This is a genomic window from Corynebacterium diphtheriae, from assembly GCF_001457455.1.
GTDB classification, from domain to species: Bacteria; Actinomycetota; Actinomycetes; order Mycobacteriales; family Mycobacteriaceae; genus Corynebacterium; species Corynebacterium diphtheriae.
Map to the genome: position 1 here is coordinate 890,115 of NZ_LN831026.1, position 20,138 is coordinate 910,252.

Genomic DNA, 20,138 nt, shown 5'->3' on the forward strand with positions numbered 1-20,138 from the left:
GGTTGGCGCTATGAAACGAGGTCATGTGACCCAAACCCTCCTCCTAGGCACTGTTGCTGCAGTGGGACTAGGAGGGGCTGCGTGCGCTGAGTTTGAGCCGGAAACCCCAAAGAATTTTGATCAGACCAAGGTTGTTTCCATTGTTATTGATCCTGACGACTGGACTCAGGCAGTTCTTGGTGAGGCATACAAGCAGGCGTTAACTAAAGATGCGGGGCGTCTAGCGGTTGTGCATGTTCGTGTTGGGGAAAAAGACAGCGCGGATTCGGCGAGCATGTTGTCTACTGGGCGTGCGGATTTGTATATCAGTTGTACTGGCCGAGAGCTTAAAGCTCATGATGCGAAGGCTGCGGCAGAGCTAAGTAAGGAATACACGACCGATGAGGACCGCTTTGGTTCCAACCGAGGGCAGTGGCGTGATCGTACTTATAAGGAGCTGATGGCTCGCTTAGGCAACCGTGTTGATGCGACGGATCCTTCCAATGCGATGGCGTGCAAGCAGGACCAAGAGTTTCTTCCGCAAAATATTGTTCCGTTGTATCGCATGCCGGTGTTTAATCGTAGTGAGTTAGCAACGTTGAATCATGTGACTGCACGGTTGGCGCAGATTGATTTTGATGAGCTAGTTAGTTATGCGCAGTCGCATGGCAGTGCGGCAACGGCTGTCAATGACAAACTATTTGATGAGTAGAAAGCACATCAAACAAAAAGGGCGGCCCCTCTAGGAGGGGCCGCCCTTTCAATTCTTAGTCAGCGAATGCTTCGTCGAGCAAGTGCTGCTGTTCCACTGCGTGGACCTTGGATAGGCCGGTGGCGGTGGAGGCCTGTGCGCGACGGGAGACGCGCTTCATTGGCAGCATGCCTGGGATGAGCTCTGGTAGGTGCTCGTGCAGGAATGGCCATGGGCCTTGGTTTGCTGGTTCGTCTTGGCAGAAGCGGATTTCTTCGGCGTTCGGGTAGAAGTCGAAGGCTTCTTTGAGACGGTTGAATGGGATTGGGTGGAGCATTTCGATGCGGACGATGGCTACGTCGTCACGCTTGTCTTTTTGTGCTCGCTTAGCAAGGTCGTAGTAGAGCTTGCCGGAAACCAGCATGATCTTCTTGACCTTGTTCTTGTCCAATTCGCCGTTAACGAAGCGTGGGTCGTTGATGACGGACTGGAACTTCTTCACCTGGGTGAAGTCTTCTACGCTTGAGGTTGCAGCCTTCATACGCAGCATGGACTTTGGCGTGAATACGACGAGTGGTCGCTTCAGTCCGCCGAGTACGTGGCGGCGTAGAAGGTGGAAGTAGTTGGCTGGGGTGGTGGGCTGTGCCACGGTCATGGTGCCTTCGGCGCAGAGCTGCAGGTAGCGCTCAATACGTGCAGAGGAGTGGTCAGGGCCCTGTCCTTCATAGCCGTGTGGCAGAAGAAGTATCACGGAGGACGTCTGGCCCCACTTGGCCTCACCGGAGGAGATGTATTCGTCGATGATGGTCTGGGCGCCGTTGGCAAAGTCACCGAATTGTGCTTCCCATGCGACGACGGCATCTTCGTTACCTACGGAGTATCCGTATTCGAAGCCCATGCCAGCGTATTCGGTCAGGGCGGAGTTGTACACGAGGAACTTACCGCCGTTGCCCTTGCGCTCAGCAAGGTCGTTGAGGCCGTTGAACTCTTCACCGGTGCGTGGATCGTAGACCACTGCGTGGCGCTGGGTGAAGGTGCCGCGTCGGGAATCTTCACCTGCGAGGCGAACGAACTTGCCGCCTGCTGCGAGGGAGCCGAAGGCGATGAGCTCGCCCCAACCCCAGTCAATGCCACCGTTTTGAGCTGCCTCGAGGCGCTTCTTTGCTACTGGTGCTACGCGCTGGTGGAACTCGAAGTTTTCTGGTGCTGTGGCGTAGGCCTGACCGATTTCTACGAGTTCTTCACGGGTGATGTTGGTTTCAAGGCCGTGTGGAACTTCTTGGGAGGAAGTGATGCCAGCTTGTGCCTCGAATGGCTTCTTTTCGGTTTCCTTGACGTCGTTGAAGATGGATTCCATCTGGTCGTGGAAATCGCGCTGTACCTTTTCGGCGTCCTCGGTGGTCAGCTCGCCACGGCCTAGGAGGTCTTCCTTGTACTGTTCGCGCACGGTGTTGCGGGCGTCGATCAGCTTGTACATCTCTGGCTGCGTCATCGATGGGTCATCGGCTTCGTTGTGGCCGCGACGACGGTAGGAGATCATGTCGATGAAGACGTCTTTGCCGAATTGGCGACGGTACTCGGTAGCGAGGCGTCCAACCCATACCACTGCTTCTGGATCGTCACCGTTGACGTGGAAGACAGGGCAGCCGTAGGCCTTGGCAAGGTCGGTGGCGTAGTGGCTAGAGCGGCCGGAGTCTGGGGTGGTGGTGAAGCCGATCTGGTTGTTCACGATGATGTGAATGGTGCCGCCGACGGTGTAGCCACGCAGCTGGGCGAGGTTCAAGGTTTCTTGAACGATGCCAAGTCCTGCGAATGCAGCGTCGCCGTGCAACATCATAGGAACAACGGAGTAGCCGTCAGTGGAGTCACCCTTGTTGAGGAGGTCTTGCTTTGCGCGGGCAATACCTTCCATAACGGGGTCGACTGCTTCGAGGTGAGATGGGTTAGCGGCAAGCGAAACCTTGATTTCGTTGTCGCCGAACATCTGGATGTGAGTGCCCTCAGCACCGAGGTGGTACTTCACGTCGCCAGATCCACCGGCAGCCTTTGGCTCGATGTGGCCTTCGAATTCGGTGAATACGGTTGCAAGTGGCTTGCCCACGATGTTGACCAGCACATTGAGGCGGCCGCGGTGTGGCATACCGATAACAACTTCGTCGAGGCCTTGGCCTGCGGCGGTGTCGATGGCAGAGTCCATCAGCGGGATCAGTGCCTCGGCGCCTTCTAGGGAGAAACGTTTTTGGCCAACGTACTTGGTTTGGAGGAAGTCCTCGAAAGCCTGTGCCGCGTTGAGTTTCTGCAGGATGTACTTCTGCTCAGCGTAGGAAGGCTTCGGCATGCCCGCTTCGATGCGATCTTGCAACCAGAGGCGTTCATCGCGGTCGAGAATGTGGGTGTATTCCGAGCCCACTTTGAGGGTGTAGGCGGCGCGGAGGCGACCGAGCACCTCGCGCAGTGTCATGGTTTCCTTGCCGCCGAAGCCACCAACGTTGAAAGATCGATCAAGGTCCCACAGGGTAAGACCGTGCGTGGCGATGTCTAGATCGCGGTGGTCTGGGACTGGCATGCCTGGCTGGTGCCAGCGCAATGGGTTTGTGTCTGCAATGAGGTGTCCACGGGAGCGGTATGCCTCGATGAGCTGCATCACGCGGGTGTTCTTATCGATTCCCGTGTTAGGAAGATCAGAAGCCCAGCGCATCGGTGCGTAAGGGATACCGATGGATTCGAAGATCTCATCCCAGAAGGCATCATCGATAAAAAGCTGGCTCATGGTGCGCAGGAATTCACCGGATTCCGCGCCCTGAATGATGCGGTGATCGTACGTAGAGGTGATGGTGACCAAGCGGCCAACACCTAGCTCTGCGAGGCGGTCTGCGGATGCACCTGCGAATTCAGCTGGGTAATCCATGGAACCAACGCCGATGATGGCGCCTTGGCCCTTGGTAAGACGAGGTACGGAGTGACGGGTACCAATGCCACCTGGGTTGGTCAAAGAGATGGTCACACCGGAGTAATCATCCATCGTGAGCTTGCCCACACGGGAGCGTGCCACGATGTCCTCGTACTTAGCGACGAACTCGGCGAAGGAAAGCGTTTCGGCTTCCTTAATGGCAGCAACGACCAGTGCGCGGGCACCGGACTTTTGCTGGACGTCGATAGCCAAACCCATGTTGATGTGCTCTGGGGTGTTGAGAGTTGGCTTGCCGTCAACAACTTCGTAGTAGTTGTTCATATCGGGGTGGGCCATGGTTGCTTTGACCACTGCGTAGCCGATGATGTGGGTAAAGGAGACTTTGCCACCGGTGGTGCGCTTGAGGTGCTCGTTGATAATGGAGCGGTTCTCCCACATCAGCTTTACTGGCATATCGCGAACGGTGGTCGCGGTAGGAACCTCGAGCGACTCGTCCATGTTCTTAGCAATTGCCTTGTAAATGCCCTTGATTGCGGAGGAACCAGCTGTGGGCAGCTCGCCTGTGCGCTCGAGTGGGGAAGGCCGCTGTTTCTTGGCAGGCTTCTTGTTCTCTGGCTTTGGTGCAGCCTTAGCTTCGGTGGAAGCTGGGGCAGAAGCCGTAGTTGGTGCTGGCTTCTTGGCCGGTGCTGGTTGCTTCTTTGCGGGGGCGGCTGGCTGTGAGGAGGTGTTCTTAGCCTCAGTTCCCGGTGTGCTCGGGGCACCCTGCTTCTCGAAAAGGTCGCGCCATTCCTTATCTACGGACTGCGGATCCTTTTGGAACTGCTGGAACATCTCGTCTACCAGCCAATCGTTCTGGCCGAAAGTACTAGCGCTGCTCACTGCAGGTGCTCGCCTCATTTCTTTGTGAGATTTCTAACGTCTATTCACACTGTAATAGCTTCACTACAGGCTATCGGTTTTCTTCCTCCAACTGTGAACTGCTGAGAAAGAAAATCGCCTCCCCATACGTGCACAGTGGGATTTCACCTATTGTACGCGCCTTTATCGCGGGATTTCTTGTTCGCCGTGTGCCCACATTGTGGCGTAAATACCCCCATAAGTGCGTAGGCTTGCATGGTCGCCATCTTCAACAACGGCCCCGTTCGCAATCACAAGTATCCGATCTGCTTTCGCGGCGGTGGCTAATCGGTGAGCAACAATGACCGAGGTGCGTGTTTGCGTGAGCCGTTCGGCGGCAGACAAGATCGTTTTTTCGGTTGCAGGATCAAGCGTTGCGGTGGCTTCGTCGAGAAGCAAGATTTCTGGCTTCATCATCTCTGCTCGTGCCAAGGCAATGAGCTGACGTTGTCCTGAAGATAACCCTTGGCCGCGTTCGCCAACAGTGGCGCGGAAGCCGCCGTCGATGGCAGCGATTGCGCGCAGGGCTCCAACTCGGCGGGCAGCGTCGGTGATTTCTTCAGCGGTGGCGTCGGGTAGACCATAGGCGATGTTTTCGGCAACGGTGCCGGTAAACAGGTGGGTTTCTTGAGGAACGAATCCTACGGTGCGTCGCCACGCGTGGATGTCGTAGTCGCGAATATCGTGGCGTTTCGACGCCACCTTGCCCGTTGTGGGGTCGTAGAAGCGCTCGATGAGTTTCACGATGGTTGATTTTCCAGCACCAGTGGGACCGACTACGGCCACTGTGGAACCAGGTTGGATCGTCAATGTGAGGTCGTCGATCACGGCAGCACTGTCGTGAGAGTAGGAAAAACCGACGTTATGAAAAGTGATGTCGGTTCCTTCGTCTTCGCTTTGCGCCGGAACTAGGCGTCCTTCGTTGGGAACGCTACTAGGAGTAGAAAGCAGGTCGGAGATTCGGCGGAAACCCACCTGTGCCTGTTGGTAGGAATCGAAAACTTGGGAGAGATGCTGGATCGGGCCGTAGAGGCGATCCAAATACAGTAGGAAGGCAACGAGTACACCGGCGGCGAGTTCTCCATGTGCTACCAGATGTGCGCCTACTCCGAGTACAGCTGCTTGAAGGATTTGGCTCACGGCGTTGATACCTGGGAAGTACACGGCGACTGCGGTTTGGGTTTTGATGCGGGTGGCGCGATAACGTGCTGCTTGTGTGGAAAAATCAGCGAGTGCAGCGTCTTCCATACGTGCCATCTGGGCGCTTCTTAGACCACCGATGTGTTCTTGGAATAATGCGTTGACCCCGCTTATTTGTTCGCGAGCTTGGGTATAGAGCCGTGAGGAGATGCGTTTAAAAAAGACGGTGGCAACGCCGATGAGGGGCACGCCGATGACCGCGATAGCAAACAGTTGCAGGCTGGTCGCGCCTAGGAGGGCGAGGATTCCTAGCAGCGTGGTGAGGGAGACGACAGTTTGGGCAAGCCCTGTTTGTAAGAAACTATTGAGGGCTTCGATGTCGGTGGTCATGCGCGTCATGATGGTTCCCGACATGGTTTTTTCGAAGTAGTCCATGCCAAGACGCTGCAGTTGTGCATAGGAGCGCAATCGTAGGTGGTACAGCAAGCGTTCGCCGGTGCGAGCGGTCACGATGGTGGTGGCGATGTCGGCAAGCCATGCCACAATCACCACGCTGATTCCTATTCCTGTGACGATCCACAGTGCTAATGGATTATGTGCTGTGACGCCGCGGTCGATGGCAGCACGCACCAAGGTGGGGATGGTCAAGCTGGCTGCCACACCCACGATGTAGAGGCCGATGACAACCACAATGAGCCAACGCACTGAGGCAAAAAGTTGATGCGCAGTTACCTTGCCGTGGTCGTGATCGAGGAGTGGGCGCGGGCCTGGTGTGTCGCGAGTAGGAGGGAGGGCATCCACGCGGGCGAGGAGCTCGGGAGTTGCGGGTATCGACGCCGCCATGCCGCCGCGGCCGCGTCCCCGTCCGCCCGCCGCGGGGTTGGCACCTGCTACGGATGCCGCCGCTTTCATGGCTGAGGAATTAATAGTGAGGCGTGAGTCGTGTTGAGAGGATGCGATTTCTGGCCAGAGTTGTGTCCACTCGGGTTCGGTGCCGTCGTCAAAGGGAACAAAGGGCTCATGGGAGTTGCGTTCACGCAGGTGTTCTTGCATGTCCATGAGGTAGACAAACTGGGGGTTCGCGCGCATATGGCTAAGGCTGCCGTGATCGACGATGCGTCCGTTATCTATAAGTGCAACCGAATCTGCTAGGGATAGCGTAGAGTTCCGGTGCGCTACTGCGAGGATGGTGACATCCGATAACTCTGTGCTGACCTGCTCGTAGATGGCGTGCTCAGTGGTGGCATCGATAGCTGAGGTTGCATCATCCAAAATGAGCACGCGCGGACGTTCGAGCACCGCTCGTGCGATAGCGATACGTTGGCGTTGACCACCAGAAAGCGTGAGGCCTCGTTCACCTACGATCTCGTCGTACCCGTGGGGAAGTGCGGTAATAAAGTCGTGGGCTTGTGCGATGCGGGCAGCACGTTCGATCTCAACATCGGTGACGTTTCGTCCCATAGCGATGTTGTCGCGGATACTGGCGGAATAGAGAAATGGATCGTCAAAAACACAGGAAACGGCGCTGCGTAAGTCATGGCGACGCAGCTGGGTAGTATCCACTCCTCCTAGCCGGATCTGCCCGCTCTCGGGGCGATAAAAACCGCATAGTAGCTGCACGGCCATTGTTTTTCCGGAGCCGGGTGGGCCAACAATAGCTACAGTATCGCCGGCGGGAACGGTGAGGGTCGTGCCATTGAGAATCCCATCAAAGTGCACGTTTTCAAGTTCGAGTGACAACGGTCCTGCAGGAAGGTCCAGAGGATGTTCCGGATCGGGGTGCTCGGCAGTCATGTCGACAACATCCATAACGCGGTCGAATGAACTAAGTCCCATCTGCATTTGAACGACCATGCCGGCAAGCATGGACACCACCGATGTCATGGACGTGAGATAGGTGCTAAAAGCTAGGAATGAGCCGATAGTGATATGCCCATCGAGGGCGAGCCAACCACCTAAGCCAATGCCTATGACCAGTGCGAGTGTAGGAAGTTGCTGAACGAGTGGTCGGTAACGGGCAGAAAGTCGCGCCGAGCGCATCTGTTCGGCGTAGACCTGCGTGCTGAGCTCGTCTAGGCGATCGAGCTCTCGTGACTCCTGCGCGAATGCTTTCACAACGCGGATACCGCTTACGGTTTGTTCGATGTGTGTGGCTAGATTGGCAACGCTGTGTTGCGCCGACCACGTTGCGGCAAACAATGTGGTGCGTGATCGGAGTGAGAGCCACACCAGCGGTGGGATACAGGCGACTGCGATGAACATGAGCCAGACGTTGATCCACGCCAGAATTCCTATGGTGATGACCACTTTGAGCACATGCCCGATCAGCAGTGGGAACATGGCCACCATTGCTTGTGCAAGGTTGAGGTCAGAAATTGAGCGTGAGACTATTTGACCGGTGCGCAGTTTGTCTTGCTGGGGGCCGTCGAGACGCTGTAAGGAATCAAGAACGCTGACGCGCAGGGTGTGCTGGAAGGTGTTGGATAACACGCCTGCGAAAAATCGCCGCCCGAATTGGAAAACGTAGCGGGCGAGAGCGGTGGCGACCAAAATCCAGACCACACGCTGAACTTCGGCATTTCCCCCTCCTAGAGAACCGGTGGCAGTATCTACCGCGGAGCCCGCTAGGAGGGGGATGGTGGCGTCGAAAAGCGTTGTCATCACAGTGGAGATGACAGCGGCGATGACGATCCACGGTTGTCGCCACAACATGGCACGAAGTTTGGAGCCAACGTTGGGCGACATATCTGGTTTATTCCTTTACTTGTGAGGCGAGCAACGCGACGGATTCTTGGACCTCATCTTCGCTCGGTGCCGGGGTATCAAAAGCACTGGGCAATGCGCCAAGAGATTCTGATGTGCTGTGCACTACCTTAGCGGCCAGCTTGCGATTAGCCATCGTACCCAACACTGCGCCGATTCCCATTGGCATGATCTTGCCGATCCACGCTTGTTTCATGCGCTTGCTGATCTGATTCAGCGCAATCTTGACTAGTTGGTTGTTAACTTCCCGCACATTGCCAGGGCTCATACGCGAAATCGCGCTGACAGAACTGGTGGCGGTGAGAGAGGCGTCGACAAGCGCGGTGCCTTGTGATCCAGACAATGCCACCAAGATAAGCGCTTTACGACGATCCGGGTCCGTGATGTCTGCGCCACGCAAATAAGCCGATGCCACGGTATAAAAAGCAGCCGCGTCGAGGAACACTAAAGATTCTGCGCTAATCGTAAGAGCACCGGTAACAAAACCGATACCAGGGATGGCCGCTGCAGTACCAGCACCAGCGCCCGAACCTGTGGCTAGGCGGACGAAGTGCTTATTCATTAAGTCTTGAATCTCTGCAGGGCTTGCCTCTGGGTTCTTAGAACGTAACCAATCGACATAGCCGGTGATGGCACTGCGCTGAAGATGAACCACGCGATCCAAGGAATTAACCAAGATTTTGCCCGCCATGCCGGATTCTGCAATCAAGGCCTGGGAATCAGAACCAAATGCGTCGGTAACCGCCTGCTCTTTAGAATCGCGGCGACCAAACATCACAGAATCCCCGAGGGATCCCAGCGTTTTTCGTACAAAACCCATAATGTTCTTCCTTACATTGTGTTCGAGGTTACGCATGGTTCAACGGATAGCGGACAGTGATCGTTCCAACAATTGATCACAATCCTGCAACGATCGTCTCTAGGAGAGGGATTAACCGGCTCTTCCGGTTTTAGAGTGCATTGATTTTGTGTCGGATGTTGGCGGCGTGGCACTACGCGGAGTAGGACGTTTTCCATAACCATGGCTTGGCTGGGCTTGGCTGGCGTTGGTGGGCACTGGTGGGCGCTGGTGGGCGCGCCACCCCCGCTCACCCCCGAAAAGACGGCACTTCACACCAAATCTGCTCAAACGGCCGGTTTGGAAGCGATTTGGTGTGAAGTTCTGAGAAAAATCCTTCGAAATACCCCCGAATGGTGGCTCTTCCGGTTTTAGGGTGCATTGTTTGTGGTCGAAGTAGGCGAGGATGCCCTTGCGGCGCTTGTTCATAGTCCTGCCTAGCTGCACGATCTCAGCGACCACAGCGTCTTTCATGCCAACAAGCGTGTCAATGAGCGCGCTCATGGCTCGACGGGCTCGGCTTCAATAACGGTAACTATCACTGTGTTCTGCGGTGCGGCAGATGGTATCGACGATGGCATTTCCGTTAGGTTGCACAGTAGGTCCTTGGTTTTGTACGGACAAAGCCAAGGACCCTAGTATCTTGTGCTACGCCCGAACCCCTGGCGAACTAATCAATGAACTCTAAAACCGGAAGAGTCGCTTAACCCTGCTGTGCGTAATCTTCTGCCGCGCGCACAAACGCAGCAGAAGGAGTTACTCCGGTGTAGAGCGCAAACTGCTCAGCAGCCTGCAAACAGATCACCTCACCACCGTTAATAATCTTTTTGCCCCTAGACTCAGCTGCCTTTATCAGTGGAGTTTCTACCGGATAGGCAACGACATCGAAGATCACCTGCGCAGCATCGATCTCGGCATTGCTAAACGCCTGCACATGTTCATGATCGCCGTACATGCCAAGGGGAGTCACATTAACCAACATGCTGGTTTTAGCCGGCACCTCGGTGGAATGCTTCCAACCATAGCGCTGTGCCAATGCGGAACCAGTTTCTGCATTGCGCGCAACCACAGTGCCCGTCATGCCATGGTCAGCTAGTGCTGCCACAACCGCATTGGCCATGCCACCTGAACCACGGACTGCAACGCTCATATCAGCGGGAATCTCATGGGACTTAAGCAACGAGGCAACTGCGACATAATCGGTGTTATATCCGGTGAGTACACCGTCGTCATTAACAATCGTGTTCACAGCATGAATGCGTTGTGCCGAGGGGTGAAGCGCATCTATCAGCGGGATAACGTCCTGCTTATAGGGCATGGACACACCCGCGCCACGAATGTTCAATCCGCGAATTCCAGCCACGGCAGCAGTAATATCTGCCGGTGCGATTGCCTTATAGATAAAGTTCAATCCCAGCTGGTCATATAGCCAATTATGAAAGCGCACCCCATGATTTGAGGGCCGTGCGGCCAATGAGACACACAAAACGGTATTTCGGTCGACGAGATTTACCATGTCACCTACTCTAAAACATATGAGTGATTGGACCCCCAACGACGTAGTACGTACCACGTCTGGCCGAGTAGGAGGGTTAAGCACCACAGCCACCGACACCACCCCAGCGGTGCGCACTTGGCGTGGCGTTCCCTACGGGCGGGCCGACCGCTTCCGCGCCCCAACATCCCCGCACCCGTGGAAAGAAATAAAAGACTGCACGCACTACGCGTCTGTAGCCGCGCAGCCAACCTATGGTCCAAGTGATCGCATTCGTGGTTCCGAAGACTGCCTCAACCTAGACATCGTGCGACCAGACCACGACCGCCCCCTGCCAGTTGTGGTCTACTTTCACGGTGGATCCTTCGTCTACGGATCCAGCCACGAACAACTCTTACGTGGGCACCACCTAGCAACCAGCATGGATGTTGTTTACGTTGCCATCAACTTCCGCCTCGGCGCATTGGGATACCTCGACCTGCGCTCGCTAGGAGACGATTGCGTAGCCAACCCCGCAATCTTGGACCAGCTTCTTGCCCTGAAATGGATTCAAGCCAACGTCCAAGCATTCGGCGGGGATCCCACTAACGTCACCGTCATGGGCGAATCCGCAGGTGGTGCGGCAGTGCTTACTTTGATGTGTACGCCAACCGCGATGGGACTCTTCCACAAAGCTATCGCGCAATCACCGCCCATCGCAGCTATTCATTCCAAAGCACAGTCGACCCTGTGGGCGGGGATGCTCGCACAGCGTCTAGGAGTAAACACTCTGAAAGAGCTCCGCGGCCTCCCGGTGGCAGACATCATCCGCGCAGGGCAGTCGATGATGTGGCGGAGTAGGGAACTGATTTATCTTAATTCGTGTTATTCGCCGACGGTGGACGGCACTACTTTGTTTGAACATCCGCTAAAGGTTTTTGAGCGTGGTCAGCAGTTGAAGGTTCCTCTTCTTGTGGGGACGAATGTGGATGAGACGTCGTTTGCTAAGGGCATGTATTTGCGTTCCAAGGCGCGCACGAGGGCGGCGCATCGAGTGCTTACTACCTTTGATCCTCATAGCGCCGATCATGTGTTGGGTGTGTATCAGGGCGCTAAGCGGCGGCGAGATTTTGCGCAGTTGATTGCGGATGGTGTTTTTTGGGCGCCGAGTATTGCAGCGGCTCAGGCTCATTCGACGGTTGCTCAGACGTGGATGTATCGCTTTGATTTTGCTCCGGCACTGTTGCGCTGGCTGGGGTTGGGGGCTATGCATTCGATGGAGTTGACCCCGATTTTTGGTGACATGAATGCTTCTCGGATGTCGAGTCTTAATGTTCGGAATTCACGGGTTGCTTTAGAACAGCTTGGTGAGCAGATGCAGTTTCATTGGGCGCGGTTTATTCATCATGGTCAGCCTAGTGAGGCTTGGCCGTCGTATCACACTGCTGGCGATACAGAGCCTGGTCGGGCGACGATGGTATTTGATCAGGAGTCGCGGGTGATTTATGACCCGTTTTCGCAGCGCCGCCGTGCGTGGTCCGAATACGATATGACCGAGTGGGGTTTGGGGCGCGAGGATCTCCTGCGCGCGCTGGGTTTGTATGAGGAACCTACTTATTTTGCTCCGTTGGAATTAGAACAATAGCTTTGCAGGAAGGCGGATATGGACTCGGTTCTAGATGCTGCATTTGATCGATTAATGGCTGAGCATGAGCGTTTTCGCCCTTCGTTGGATCCCAGCGTCTCGCAGGGAAACGTGGTGGATGTTGAGCATTTGTATTTGGAAGACACGGTGAAAACGGCGATTGCGGCTTCGCAGCACATCTTTGGGGTGCCTACGGATAAGCACGCTGCACAGTTGTGGCTTTTTAGTTTGCTTGGCGACGCCCTCAATCCGTCGGTAACGGCGATGGTCAGCATTGATGTGGTGCCGTTGCTGGATATACGCCAGTCGACTGTATTTCATCGTGACGATACTGGGTATTGGTTTGGTTTTCGTCCCCACGTCTGCGCCGATAGTGTGCGGGAGTCTGGCCGTGCGTTGGCGGTATCCGTTGCACCATTGATAGTTGCCATATGTCGGCTGACTGGTATGCGCCCAGCACCGTTGTGGGCGGTGGTTGCTGATGCTGCTGTGCAGCCCGCTATAGCTGCTGGGAATGATGACTTTGAAACTGCAAGGGCGTTAGATACGGCTCGTGAATTGGTGGCGGGTCTTCGCGAGGGGGTTGATTCTCTAGGAGGGGATGTAGCGGAGTTTAAAGCCGCGATACCGCAGCATAACTTTGAGCAGATCTGCGATGGTTGTTTTGCTCCTATCGATCCAGGTGTTGAACCTGATTATGTGGTGGCGCACCGTGTGTCGTGTTGCATGATTTATCATTCGCCTACGGCTGGTAAGTGCACATCGTGTCCGCATCAGGACAAAGATGTGCGAAAGAATGCCCTGATTGCTGCTTCGGAGAGCTTTTAACGATAGGCTAGGGGCCGGCATTGAGCACCTCAGAAAGGGTTGACACACAATGAGCTTCTTTGAAGATTTGGCTACGGCGCTTGATAACGAGGGTATCGAGTCTCGTGTACATGATGACGTGTTGTTTGTTCCTATTACTTCTGATCTTGAGATTCAGTTTGTGGAGATCGACTCGGTGGTGCCAGCAGCAAATGTGTATATCGCTGCTGCTGACGTGGATGAAGACGACGATGAGTTTGAGGCAGCACTGGTTAGTGTTGTGTTCTCGGTCGAAGATGCTGTGCGCACGGTTGCCGAGCATGTTGCGACGGACCAAGTTGTGACGGTGCTGCGTGATCTGTTGGAAGGCACTGATGATCGTATTGCGGAGCTGGAGTTTTTCCAGGATCCGCATGATCCGCATATGGTGCATGCTGAAGTTGCTGAAAGCTCGGAGCTGCAGGTTGTTGTTGATGTTGTTGATGGTGAGGCGCTCGCCACGGTGACTTTTGTAGCATTCGGTGAAAGTTTTGATGACTTGGTTGATCAAGCAATTGATGAGCTGTGGAGTGATCAAAGCAATGATGCGCTTAGCGATGAAGAGCGTGATCGCCTGTTTTATGATGTTGCAGCTGAGCTGACAGAAGAAGCTGGGGAAGTTCTGCAGCTCGGTTCCTATTCTGATTGCAACAAACTGTTTGATGTCCTTTCCGTTGCTCTTGAAAATGCTGATGATTGGGAAGAACAGCTGGCTCCGTTGGAATTTGCTGAGGCTGATCTTGAATCCGAGGGAACCAGCTTTGAGTCTGAGGATTTGCTAGGCGATGATGACGATCTCGAATTTGATGATCTTGACGAAGATGACGAAGACGAGGACGCCTAGCAACTAGGCTAAGCAGCTGCTTGGAACGTCTGAAACATCGATGCTGGTGATGGCAGTGGTTGGAAATCTCCTCCGACGATCCAGACGAATACTGGGCACTGTCCATGATCTGTGATCATATGGATGCATTCGGCGTATTGGGGGCCTACGAGCTGAAGCATCCATTGTTCTGCGTGTTCGAATGACACGTTATTGGATTTCGAATCGCTTATCCGCACGCTCATGAGATAAGCGGGTTGTTGGCGTACGCCAAAACCTTTGAGCCGTGCTTTGACGTTTGGGCCAATGCGTCGCCGGCTAATAGAAGCCACCAAGTGGGGTTGCGGAGATATTGTGCTGTGAAGTCCAACAAGCTTAAGCGAAGGCGGACGCCACGTTACTGTGGGGCGGGCGAGGGAACGAGGGTGCTTCATGAGCATGGAAAAACGTGCCACGGTGTCTTCGCGCAAAGTAGAAGCGACCTGGGAATCGACAGCACTGTCACTTCGGTGTGCGTGCGCCGTATGAGGGGTGGATTGGTGGATCTTTGTTAGGTTCTGAATGAATTTCATGGCTTGAGACTATAACCTCCATCGAACATGTATACGGATTATCATACAAACAAGTGTTCGAAAAAGCAATGGGATGTTTATTTTTGTCGAAGATGGGGGATGTATAAGACCTTTTAACGCTTATGCTCGCAGGGTGGTTTGAAAGTCATTCCCAGTATTGGTGCGATTTTTGCCGATTATGGGGGTAAAAATATGTGACCTCCTCGACATGTCAGACCTATTAAGTGCAAACCGTTGCACTCTGGTTATAACAAGCGTAAACCCGACTATAGAAAGTCTGCTTGACTAGGGAGGATGACATGAAATGGATTCAATAGGAGAACAACCAAGCAACCGTGCCCCCGTTATTACTATTTCTTCTGGGCACTATCTAGCGCAGATCGCCACCTATGGTGGCGGAATTAAATCCCTTACTTACGACGGTCGCCCGTTGGTGGAAACCTACCCAGACGATGCGTTTCCGCCACTCAACGCGGGCGTTGTCTTAGCACCGTGGCCTAATCGAACTGACGCTGGTGCCTACGATTTTCAAGGTCAAAGCTATCAGCTGCCGATTACTGAGCCGGATCGTAATAATGCGATCCATGGTTTTGTGGCAGACATTGTGTGGAAGGTTGAGCTTATTCGCCCAGAGAGGGTATTGCTTTCTACCACTATTGAGCCACAGCAGGGATGGCCTTGGGCTATTGAGCTTGCGGCTGATTATTTACTAACGGATTCCGGTTTAAGGGCACAGTTCACGGCTACGACGCCGCATGAGGCTGTGCCCTTTGGCTTTGGATGGCATACCTATTTATCGGCCCAAGGCGCAGAGGTTGATAAGACCACGCTTCGTGTGGGCGTCGATAAGCAATGGATGCTTGATGATCGCAACCTTCCTACCGGTGAGCTCGTTCAACCTACTAACGACGTTTCCGGTGGCCTGCCCATGGCGGGAAAGCTTCTCGACGACTGCTTCTTGGCCGAGCGCACTCCCGTAACAACAGTCCTGGAATCGCAGGGGGTGGGAGTATCCATGCACTGCAGCGAACAATTCCCGTGGTTCCAGATTTTTACTCCAGATCCGGCATGGGAAATGCCATATCCAGGGCGTGGGCGGTCGGTGGCTGTGGAACCGATGACAACATCCCCAAACGGACTGAACTTGGGAATCGACACGATCGGCGCGGCATCTCCGTGGCACGGAACGATCACGATTTCCGCATATAACAAGCACTCTTAACCAGCATTAAAAATCAACAACATAAGGATGATCCTCATGGATACCGCATTGAGGCTAGACGCGACGTGGGTCGATTACCTGCTTGTCGCCTTGTACTTTGTATTTGTTTTGGGCATCGGATGGGCTGCGAAAGCTCGCGTGTCCTCCTCCATTGACTTTTTCCTATCTGGGCGCGGGCTGCCAGCTTGGGTCACAGGTCTTGCCTTTGTCTCCGCCAACTTAGGCGCTGTGGAGATCATCGGCATGTCGGCTAATGGCGTACAATATGGTTTCCAAACCATGCACTATTTCTGGATCGGCGCAGTACCTGCCATGGTGTTCCTAGGAATCGTGATGATGCCGTTCTACTACGGCTCCAAGGTCCGTTCGGTTCCTGAATTTATGCACCGCCGTTTCGGTAGCGCAGCTCACTTGGTCAATGCTGTGTCCTTCGCTGTGGCACAGCTGCTGATCGCCGGTGTGAACCTCTTCCTCCTAGCGAAGGTTGTCAACGCACTTCTCGGTTGGCCGCTGTGGGTCGCCCTCGTATTGGCCGCGGTCATTGTGTTGTCGTACATCACTTTGGGCGGTTTGTCTGCCGCGATCTATAACGAGGTGCTGCAGTTCTTTGTCATTCTTGCCATGCTGCTTCCTATCACCATCATTGGTCTTAATCGAGTAGGAGGGTGGCAGGGCCTAAAGGAACAGGTTGCTATCGAGCACAACTTCCACACGTGGCCAGGCGTAGAGATTTCGGGTTTTGATAACCCAGTGATCTCGGTGATTGGTATTACCTTCGGCTTGGGTTTTGTGCTGTCATTTGGTTATTGGACAACCAACTTCGTTGAGGTGCAGCGCGCTATGGCATCGGAGTCGATCTCCGCTGCTCGCAAGACTCCGATTATCGGTGCGTTCCCTAAGATGTTTGTTCCATTCCTCGTGGTACTTCCTGGCATGGTCGCATCGGTCACTGTTGCTGAGCTGATTGGTGATAATCCTGCCGGCAAGCCTAACGACGCCATCTTGTATCTCATGCGTGACCTTCTTCCCAACGGTCTGCTCGGCGTTGCTATTGCAGGTCTGTTAGCCTCGTTCATGGCTGGTATGGCTGCTAACATCTCGGCATTTAACACCGTGATCTCTTATGACATTTGGCAAACCTATGTGATCAAAGATCGCGAAGATGACTACTACCTGAAGTTCGGACGCCTTGCCACTGTTGCCGCCACCTTGATCGCAGTGTTTACTGCGTTGCTTGCCCAGAACTTTGGCAACATCATGGATTATCTGCAAACACTGTTCGGTTTCTTTAACGCACCACTGTTTGCCACCTTCATTTTGGGTATGTTCTGGAAGCGCATGACTCCTCACGCAGGTTGGACCGGCCTTGTGGCAGGTACTGCGTCGGCAATCTTCTACTGGTACTTGGCTACCTTTACTGAATCTTCTGCAACGCTGCTTAATCTGCCAGGACAAGGCACTGCATTCGTTGCTGCCGGTATCGCGTTTAGCGTCGACATCCTCGTCTCCGTGATCGTTACCATGTTCACCCAGCCGAAGCCGGATCACGAGCTGGTGGGCTTTGTAAAGTCTGTTACCCCAAAGGACCATTTCGAGGACCATTCCGAAGACGGCCAGCCGTGGTACCGCCGCACCGTTCCACTAGGAATGCTGTGCTTAATCTTGGTCATCGCTCTCAACGTTATCTTTGCCTAGGAGGAGAGGAAAATGCATAACAATACAACGCAAAAACCAGCGGGATCACACACTCACCTCGCCGGCGCATTTGATATCAGAAATGTCATCGGAGCATTGATCGGACTCTACGGAGTGATCTTGGTGCTTTGTAGCTTTGCTCTTGACCCAGGTATCAATCCAGATACGGGCGTGGCTAAAAACGCTCAAGATAATTTGTGGGCGGGCCTTATCATGGTCATCGTTGGTGTGGTGTTTTTCGCTTGGGCAAAACTTCGCCCGATCGTTATTGAAGAATCCGCAGGTGAAAAATAATGAACGTGACTACTTCCACGCTTGCCGACGGTCGCGAGATCATCTACTTCGATGACCACGAGCTGCGCGAGGGAGAACGAGTTCTTCACGATTCCAGGGACCTGCCCCACACGCAGCCACTGTCGGAGATCCGCCACGATCCCCTCACAAACACGTGGGTGGCTTACGCAGCCCACCGCATGAACCGCACGTTTATGCCACCAGCGAATGAAAACCCGCTTGCACCGACAACGCCTGGCAACCTTCCTACAGAGATACCGTCGCCTACGTATGACGTCGTTGTTTTTGAAAACCGATTCCCGTCGTTTTCTATGAACATCGCAGTAGGAGAGGATTGGGAAAGTTATGTCGATGGGATAGACCTCTATCCACGTCGACCAGCCCTTGCCCGTTGCGAGGTAGTCTGCTTTACCCCAGATGTAGACAAGTCCTTTAAGGATCTGCCGGTGTCACGTATTCGCACTGTCATCAATGCTTGGGCACATCGAACCGAGGCGCTGTCCGCCTTGCCTGGCGTCCAACAGGTGTTCCCCTTTGAAAACAGGGGAGAAGAAATCGGCGTAACACTCCAACACCCGCACGGGCAGATCTACTCCTACCCGTTCCTTTCCCCACGGCTACAAGCAATTGTTCAAAGTGCACAATACTATGCGGAAACACACGACGGCCATGATCTCTTCGATGCGATCATCCGCGAAGAAACTGCTGCACAAACACGAGTTATTGAACGCACAGAGCACTTCATTGTTTTCGTCCCAGCAGCCGCAAAATGGCCAGTAGAAGCAATGGTCATGCCGCTTCGTGCCGTAGCTGACTTCACCGAACTCACTGACGTGGAACGCGACGACCTAGCAGCACTACTCAAGCGCCTCTACACGGCAGTGGACAGCTTCTTCGAAGGAGTAGCTAAAACCCCATACATCGCAGGCTGGACCCAAGCACCAGTAGACCCAGCACTGCGCCCATTTGGCCGCCTCCACCTGCAGCTGTTTTCCTTAATGAGGTCGCCAAACCGAATGAAGTTCCTCGCCGGTTCAGAATCAAGCCAAGGGGTCTGGATCAACGACACCACCCCAGAACGCATCGCACAACGATTCAAGGAGGTATGGCCACATGCCACGCTGGATTAACACCCGAAGCCCCGAACAATTAGACACCGACGCCCGAGCACTGTTTACCCAAGCCTTCGGCAACGAACCCGAAGGCGTATGGGCAGCACCAGGACGCGTCAACGTCATCGGTGACCACGTCGATTACGCCGGCGGAATGTCCATCCCCTTCGCACTGCAACAAAACACAGCCGTAGCAGTACGTCAGCGTGACGACGCCCTCCTCAACGTCGTATCGCTCATTCCAGGTGCCAAAGAACCAGCACGCCTGAGCATCCCCCTAGCTGAAGTCGGCCCGCTCAACCCCGACTCATGGGCAGGCTATGTTGTAGGAACAGTGTGGGCAGGCGTGCAATCAGGAGTGATCCCACGTTGCAGCGGCCTCGACATCGCAGTTGTCTCCGACGTACCGGTGGGCTCCGGACTATCCTCCTCAGCCGCACTGGAATGCTCTATAGGAGTAGCAGCATACGAGCTCGCAGTCGGACACGCACCAGACGCAGCCGCACGCGCCGAGCTAGTCGAGGCAGCAATTCGTGCGGAAAATGAGGTCGTGGGGGCGTCGACAGGCGGACTCGACCAGCGGGCTTCAATTTTTGGTGAAGAAGGCAAAGCCCTTGTCATCGACTTTCACACTAATCAATTTCGGCTGGTACCCTTCGACCTTGAGTCGCGGGGTTTGGTTCTGCTCATTGCAGACACCAATGCTCCGCACGCGCTTAACGACGGCCAATATGCTTCTCGACGTGGCGTGACCGATGAAGTCGCTCATGCTCTAGGAGGGGAGAATGCCACCATTCGCAGCGTGAATTCCACAGGAGACATCCTTGATCGCACCCGCGAATGGGCCGCTGCTAACAACAAAGATATTGATGTAGTAGTTCGCCGCGTGAAGCACATCGTGGAAGAAACTGAACGCACCGCTGAAGCTGCAACTGCGCTTGATGCGGGGAACTTTGATCGCTTCCGCGAGCTCATGAAGGACTCCCATATCTCGTTACGGGACCAATATGAGGTTTCTACACCCGAGCTTGATTCAGCATTCGATGCGGCTGGGCAATATGGTGCACGAATGACAGGTGGTGGCTTCGGTGGCTCGGTGATTACCCTCGTCGCCGCTGACCGAGTAGAAGAAGTAGCAACAGCGATTGCAGACGCTGCGCAACGCCAAGGCTATCCAGAACCCACATTTGTGGTGGCCTCGCCGGGTCGAGGCGCGCGACGCCTGAGCTAAGGCAT

At 54.5% G+C, this 20,138-nt stretch carries 15 protein-coding genes; 10 read left to right on the forward strand and 5 right to left on the reverse strand.

Annotated features, from left to right (window positions below):
* Positions 1-10 precede the first annotated feature (10 nt).
* Entirely contained in the window at positions 11-691 is a 681-nt protein-coding gene (locus tag AT687_RS04395) for a hypothetical protein (protein ID WP_014318909.1), read from the forward strand.
* Positions 692-746: 55 nt separating this feature from the next.
* Here AT687_RS04395 and AT687_RS04400 read toward each other — a convergent pair whose 3' ends face one another.
* From AT687_RS04400 to AT687_RS04410, 3 genes are all read right to left on the reverse strand, one after another.
* On the reverse strand, positions 747-4,460 hold the full coding sequence (locus AT687_RS04400; RefSeq protein WP_014318910.1) for a multifunctional oxoglutarate decarboxylase/oxoglutarate dehydrogenase thiamine pyrophosphate-binding subunit/dihydrolipoyllysine-residue succinyltransferase subunit: 3,714 nt from the start codon (positions 4,458-4,460) through the stop codon (positions 747-749).
* Between the two features lie 162 nt (positions 4,461-4,622).
* Complete coding sequence (locus AT687_RS04405; protein ID WP_014318911.1) at positions 4,623-8,363, reverse strand: ABC transporter ATP-binding protein; 3,741 nt, start codon at positions 8,361-8,363, stop codon at positions 4,623-4,625.
* Positions 8,364-8,370: 7 nt separating this feature from the next.
* The gene (locus AT687_RS04410; protein ID WP_014318912.1) at positions 8,371-9,201 is read right to left on the reverse strand and encodes a hypothetical protein; all 831 of its coding nucleotides are present in this window, start codon (positions 9,199-9,201) and stop codon (positions 8,371-8,373) included.
* 201 nt (positions 9,202-9,402) lie between these two features.
* Here AT687_RS04410 and AT687_RS12945 point away from each other — a divergent pair, with 201 nt between their 5' ends.
* Positions 9,403-9,594, forward strand: coding sequence for a hypothetical protein (locus tag AT687_RS12945; RefSeq protein ID WP_106622747.1), 192 nt, complete (start codon positions 9,403-9,405; stop codon positions 9,592-9,594).
* A gap of 328 nt (positions 9,595-9,922) precedes the next feature.
* Here AT687_RS12945 and AT687_RS04425 read toward each other — a convergent pair whose 3' ends face one another.
* A complete protein-coding gene (locus tag AT687_RS04425) occupies positions 9,923-10,735 on the reverse strand; it encodes a shikimate 5-dehydrogenase (protein ID WP_014318914.1) in 813 nt (270 codons plus the stop codon).
* A 19-nt stretch (positions 10,736-10,754) separates the two neighbouring features.
* Between AT687_RS04425 and AT687_RS04430 the strand changes: the two genes are divergently transcribed.
* The 3 genes from AT687_RS04430 to AT687_RS04440 are packed head-to-tail and all read left to right on the forward strand — an operon-like array spanning position 10,755 to position 14,028.
* Positions 10,755-12,338 carry a carboxylesterase/lipase family protein gene (locus AT687_RS04430; protein WP_014318915.1) on the forward strand — a complete coding sequence of 528 codons (1,584 nt, stop codon included), beginning with the start codon at positions 10,755-10,757 and terminating at the stop codon, positions 12,336-12,338.
* Between the two features lie 18 nt (positions 12,339-12,356).
* Positions 12,357-13,166: a (2Fe-2S)-binding protein gene (locus AT687_RS04435; RefSeq protein ID WP_014318916.1), complete on the forward strand. Its 810-nt coding sequence runs from the start codon at positions 12,357-12,359 to the stop codon at positions 13,164-13,166.
* Between the two features lie 49 nt (positions 13,167-13,215).
* The gene (locus AT687_RS04440) at positions 13,216-14,028 is read left to right on the forward strand and encodes a hypothetical protein (RefSeq protein ID WP_014318917.1); all 813 of its coding nucleotides are present in this window, start codon (positions 13,216-13,218) and stop codon (positions 14,026-14,028) included.
* Between the two features lie 8 nt (positions 14,029-14,036).
* Here AT687_RS04440 and AT687_RS04445 read toward each other — a convergent pair whose 3' ends face one another.
* The gene (locus AT687_RS04445) at positions 14,037-14,579 is read right to left on the reverse strand and encodes a hypothetical protein (RefSeq protein ID WP_014318918.1); all 543 of its coding nucleotides are present in this window, start codon (positions 14,577-14,579) and stop codon (positions 14,037-14,039) included.
* Positions 14,580-14,883: 304 nt separating this feature from the next.
* Between AT687_RS04445 and AT687_RS04450 the strand changes: the two genes are divergently transcribed.
* From AT687_RS04450 to galK, 5 genes are read left to right on the forward strand one after another with little or no spacing between them, the layout of a single operon-like run.
* Positions 14,884-15,801, forward strand: a complete 918-nt coding sequence (locus AT687_RS04450; protein WP_014318919.1) for an aldose 1-epimerase family protein — start codon at positions 14,884-14,886, stop codon at positions 15,799-15,801.
* A 36-nt stretch (positions 15,802-15,837) separates the two neighbouring features.
* Positions 15,838-17,496 (forward strand): sodium:solute symporter family protein, encoded by a 1,659-nt coding sequence (locus AT687_RS04455; protein WP_014306769.1) that lies wholly within the window; start codon positions 15,838-15,840, stop codon positions 17,494-17,496.
* Positions 17,497-17,508: 12 nt separating this feature from the next.
* Positions 17,509-17,790, forward strand: coding sequence for a hypothetical protein (locus AT687_RS04460; RefSeq protein WP_014318920.1), 282 nt, complete (start codon positions 17,509-17,511; stop codon positions 17,788-17,790).
* Positions 17,790-18,920 (forward strand): galactose-1-phosphate uridylyltransferase, encoded by a 1,131-nt coding sequence (gene galT, locus AT687_RS04465; RefSeq protein WP_014318921.1) that lies wholly within the window; start codon positions 17,790-17,792, stop codon positions 18,918-18,920. The genes AT687_RS04460 and galT overlap by 1 nt, the downstream gene beginning before the upstream one ends.
* Positions 18,904-20,133, forward strand: a complete 1,230-nt coding sequence (gene galK, locus AT687_RS04470; protein ID WP_014306772.1) for a galactokinase — start codon at positions 18,904-18,906, stop codon at positions 20,131-20,133. The genes galT and galK overlap by 17 nt, the downstream gene beginning before the upstream one ends.
* Positions 20,134-20,138: the final 5 nt, after the last annotated feature.

Excerpts from the sequence above, each read along its gene's own strand:
- AT687_RS04395 (WP_014318909.1), top strand. The coding sequence starts at position 11 with ATGAAACGAGGTCATGTGACCCAAACCCTCCTCCTAGGCACTGTTGCT.
- AT687_RS04405 (WP_014318911.1), bottom strand. The coding sequence starts at position 8,363 with ATGTCGCCCAACGTTGGCTCCAAACTTCGTGCCATGTTGTGGCGACAA.
- AT687_RS04410 (WP_014318912.1), bottom strand. The coding sequence starts at position 9,201 with ATGGGTTTTGTACGAAAAACGCTGGGATCCCTCGGGGATTCTGTGATG.
- AT687_RS12945 (WP_106622747.1), top strand. The coding sequence starts at position 9,403 with ATGGCTTGGCTGGGCTTGGCTGGCGTTGGTGGGCACTGGTGGGCGCTG.
- AT687_RS04425 (WP_014318914.1), bottom strand. The coding sequence starts at position 10,735 with ATGGTAAATCTCGTCGACCGAAATACCGTTTTGTGTGTCTCATTGGCC.
- AT687_RS04430 (WP_014318915.1), top strand. The coding sequence starts at position 10,755 with ATGAGTGATTGGACCCCCAACGACGTAGTACGTACCACGTCTGGCCGA.
- AT687_RS04435 (WP_014318916.1), top strand. The coding sequence starts at position 12,357 with ATGGACTCGGTTCTAGATGCTGCATTTGATCGATTAATGGCTGAGCAT.
- AT687_RS04440 (WP_014318917.1), top strand. The coding sequence starts at position 13,216 with ATGAGCTTCTTTGAAGATTTGGCTACGGCGCTTGATAACGAGGGTATC.
- AT687_RS04445 (WP_014318918.1), bottom strand. The coding sequence starts at position 14,579 with ATGAAATTCATTCAGAACCTAACAAAGATCCACCAATCCACCCCTCAT.
- AT687_RS04450 (WP_014318919.1), top strand. The coding sequence starts at position 14,884 with ATGGATTCAATAGGAGAACAACCAAGCAACCGTGCCCCCGTTATTACT.
- AT687_RS04455 (WP_014306769.1), top strand. The coding sequence starts at position 15,838 with ATGGATACCGCATTGAGGCTAGACGCGACGTGGGTCGATTACCTGCTT.
- AT687_RS04460 (WP_014318920.1), top strand. The coding sequence starts at position 17,509 with ATGCATAACAATACAACGCAAAAACCAGCGGGATCACACACTCACCTC.
- galT (WP_014318921.1), top strand. The coding sequence starts at position 17,790 with ATGAACGTGACTACTTCCACGCTTGCCGACGGTCGCGAGATCATCTAC.
- galK (WP_014306772.1), top strand. The coding sequence starts at position 18,904 with ATGCCACGCTGGATTAACACCCGAAGCCCCGAACAATTAGACACCGAC.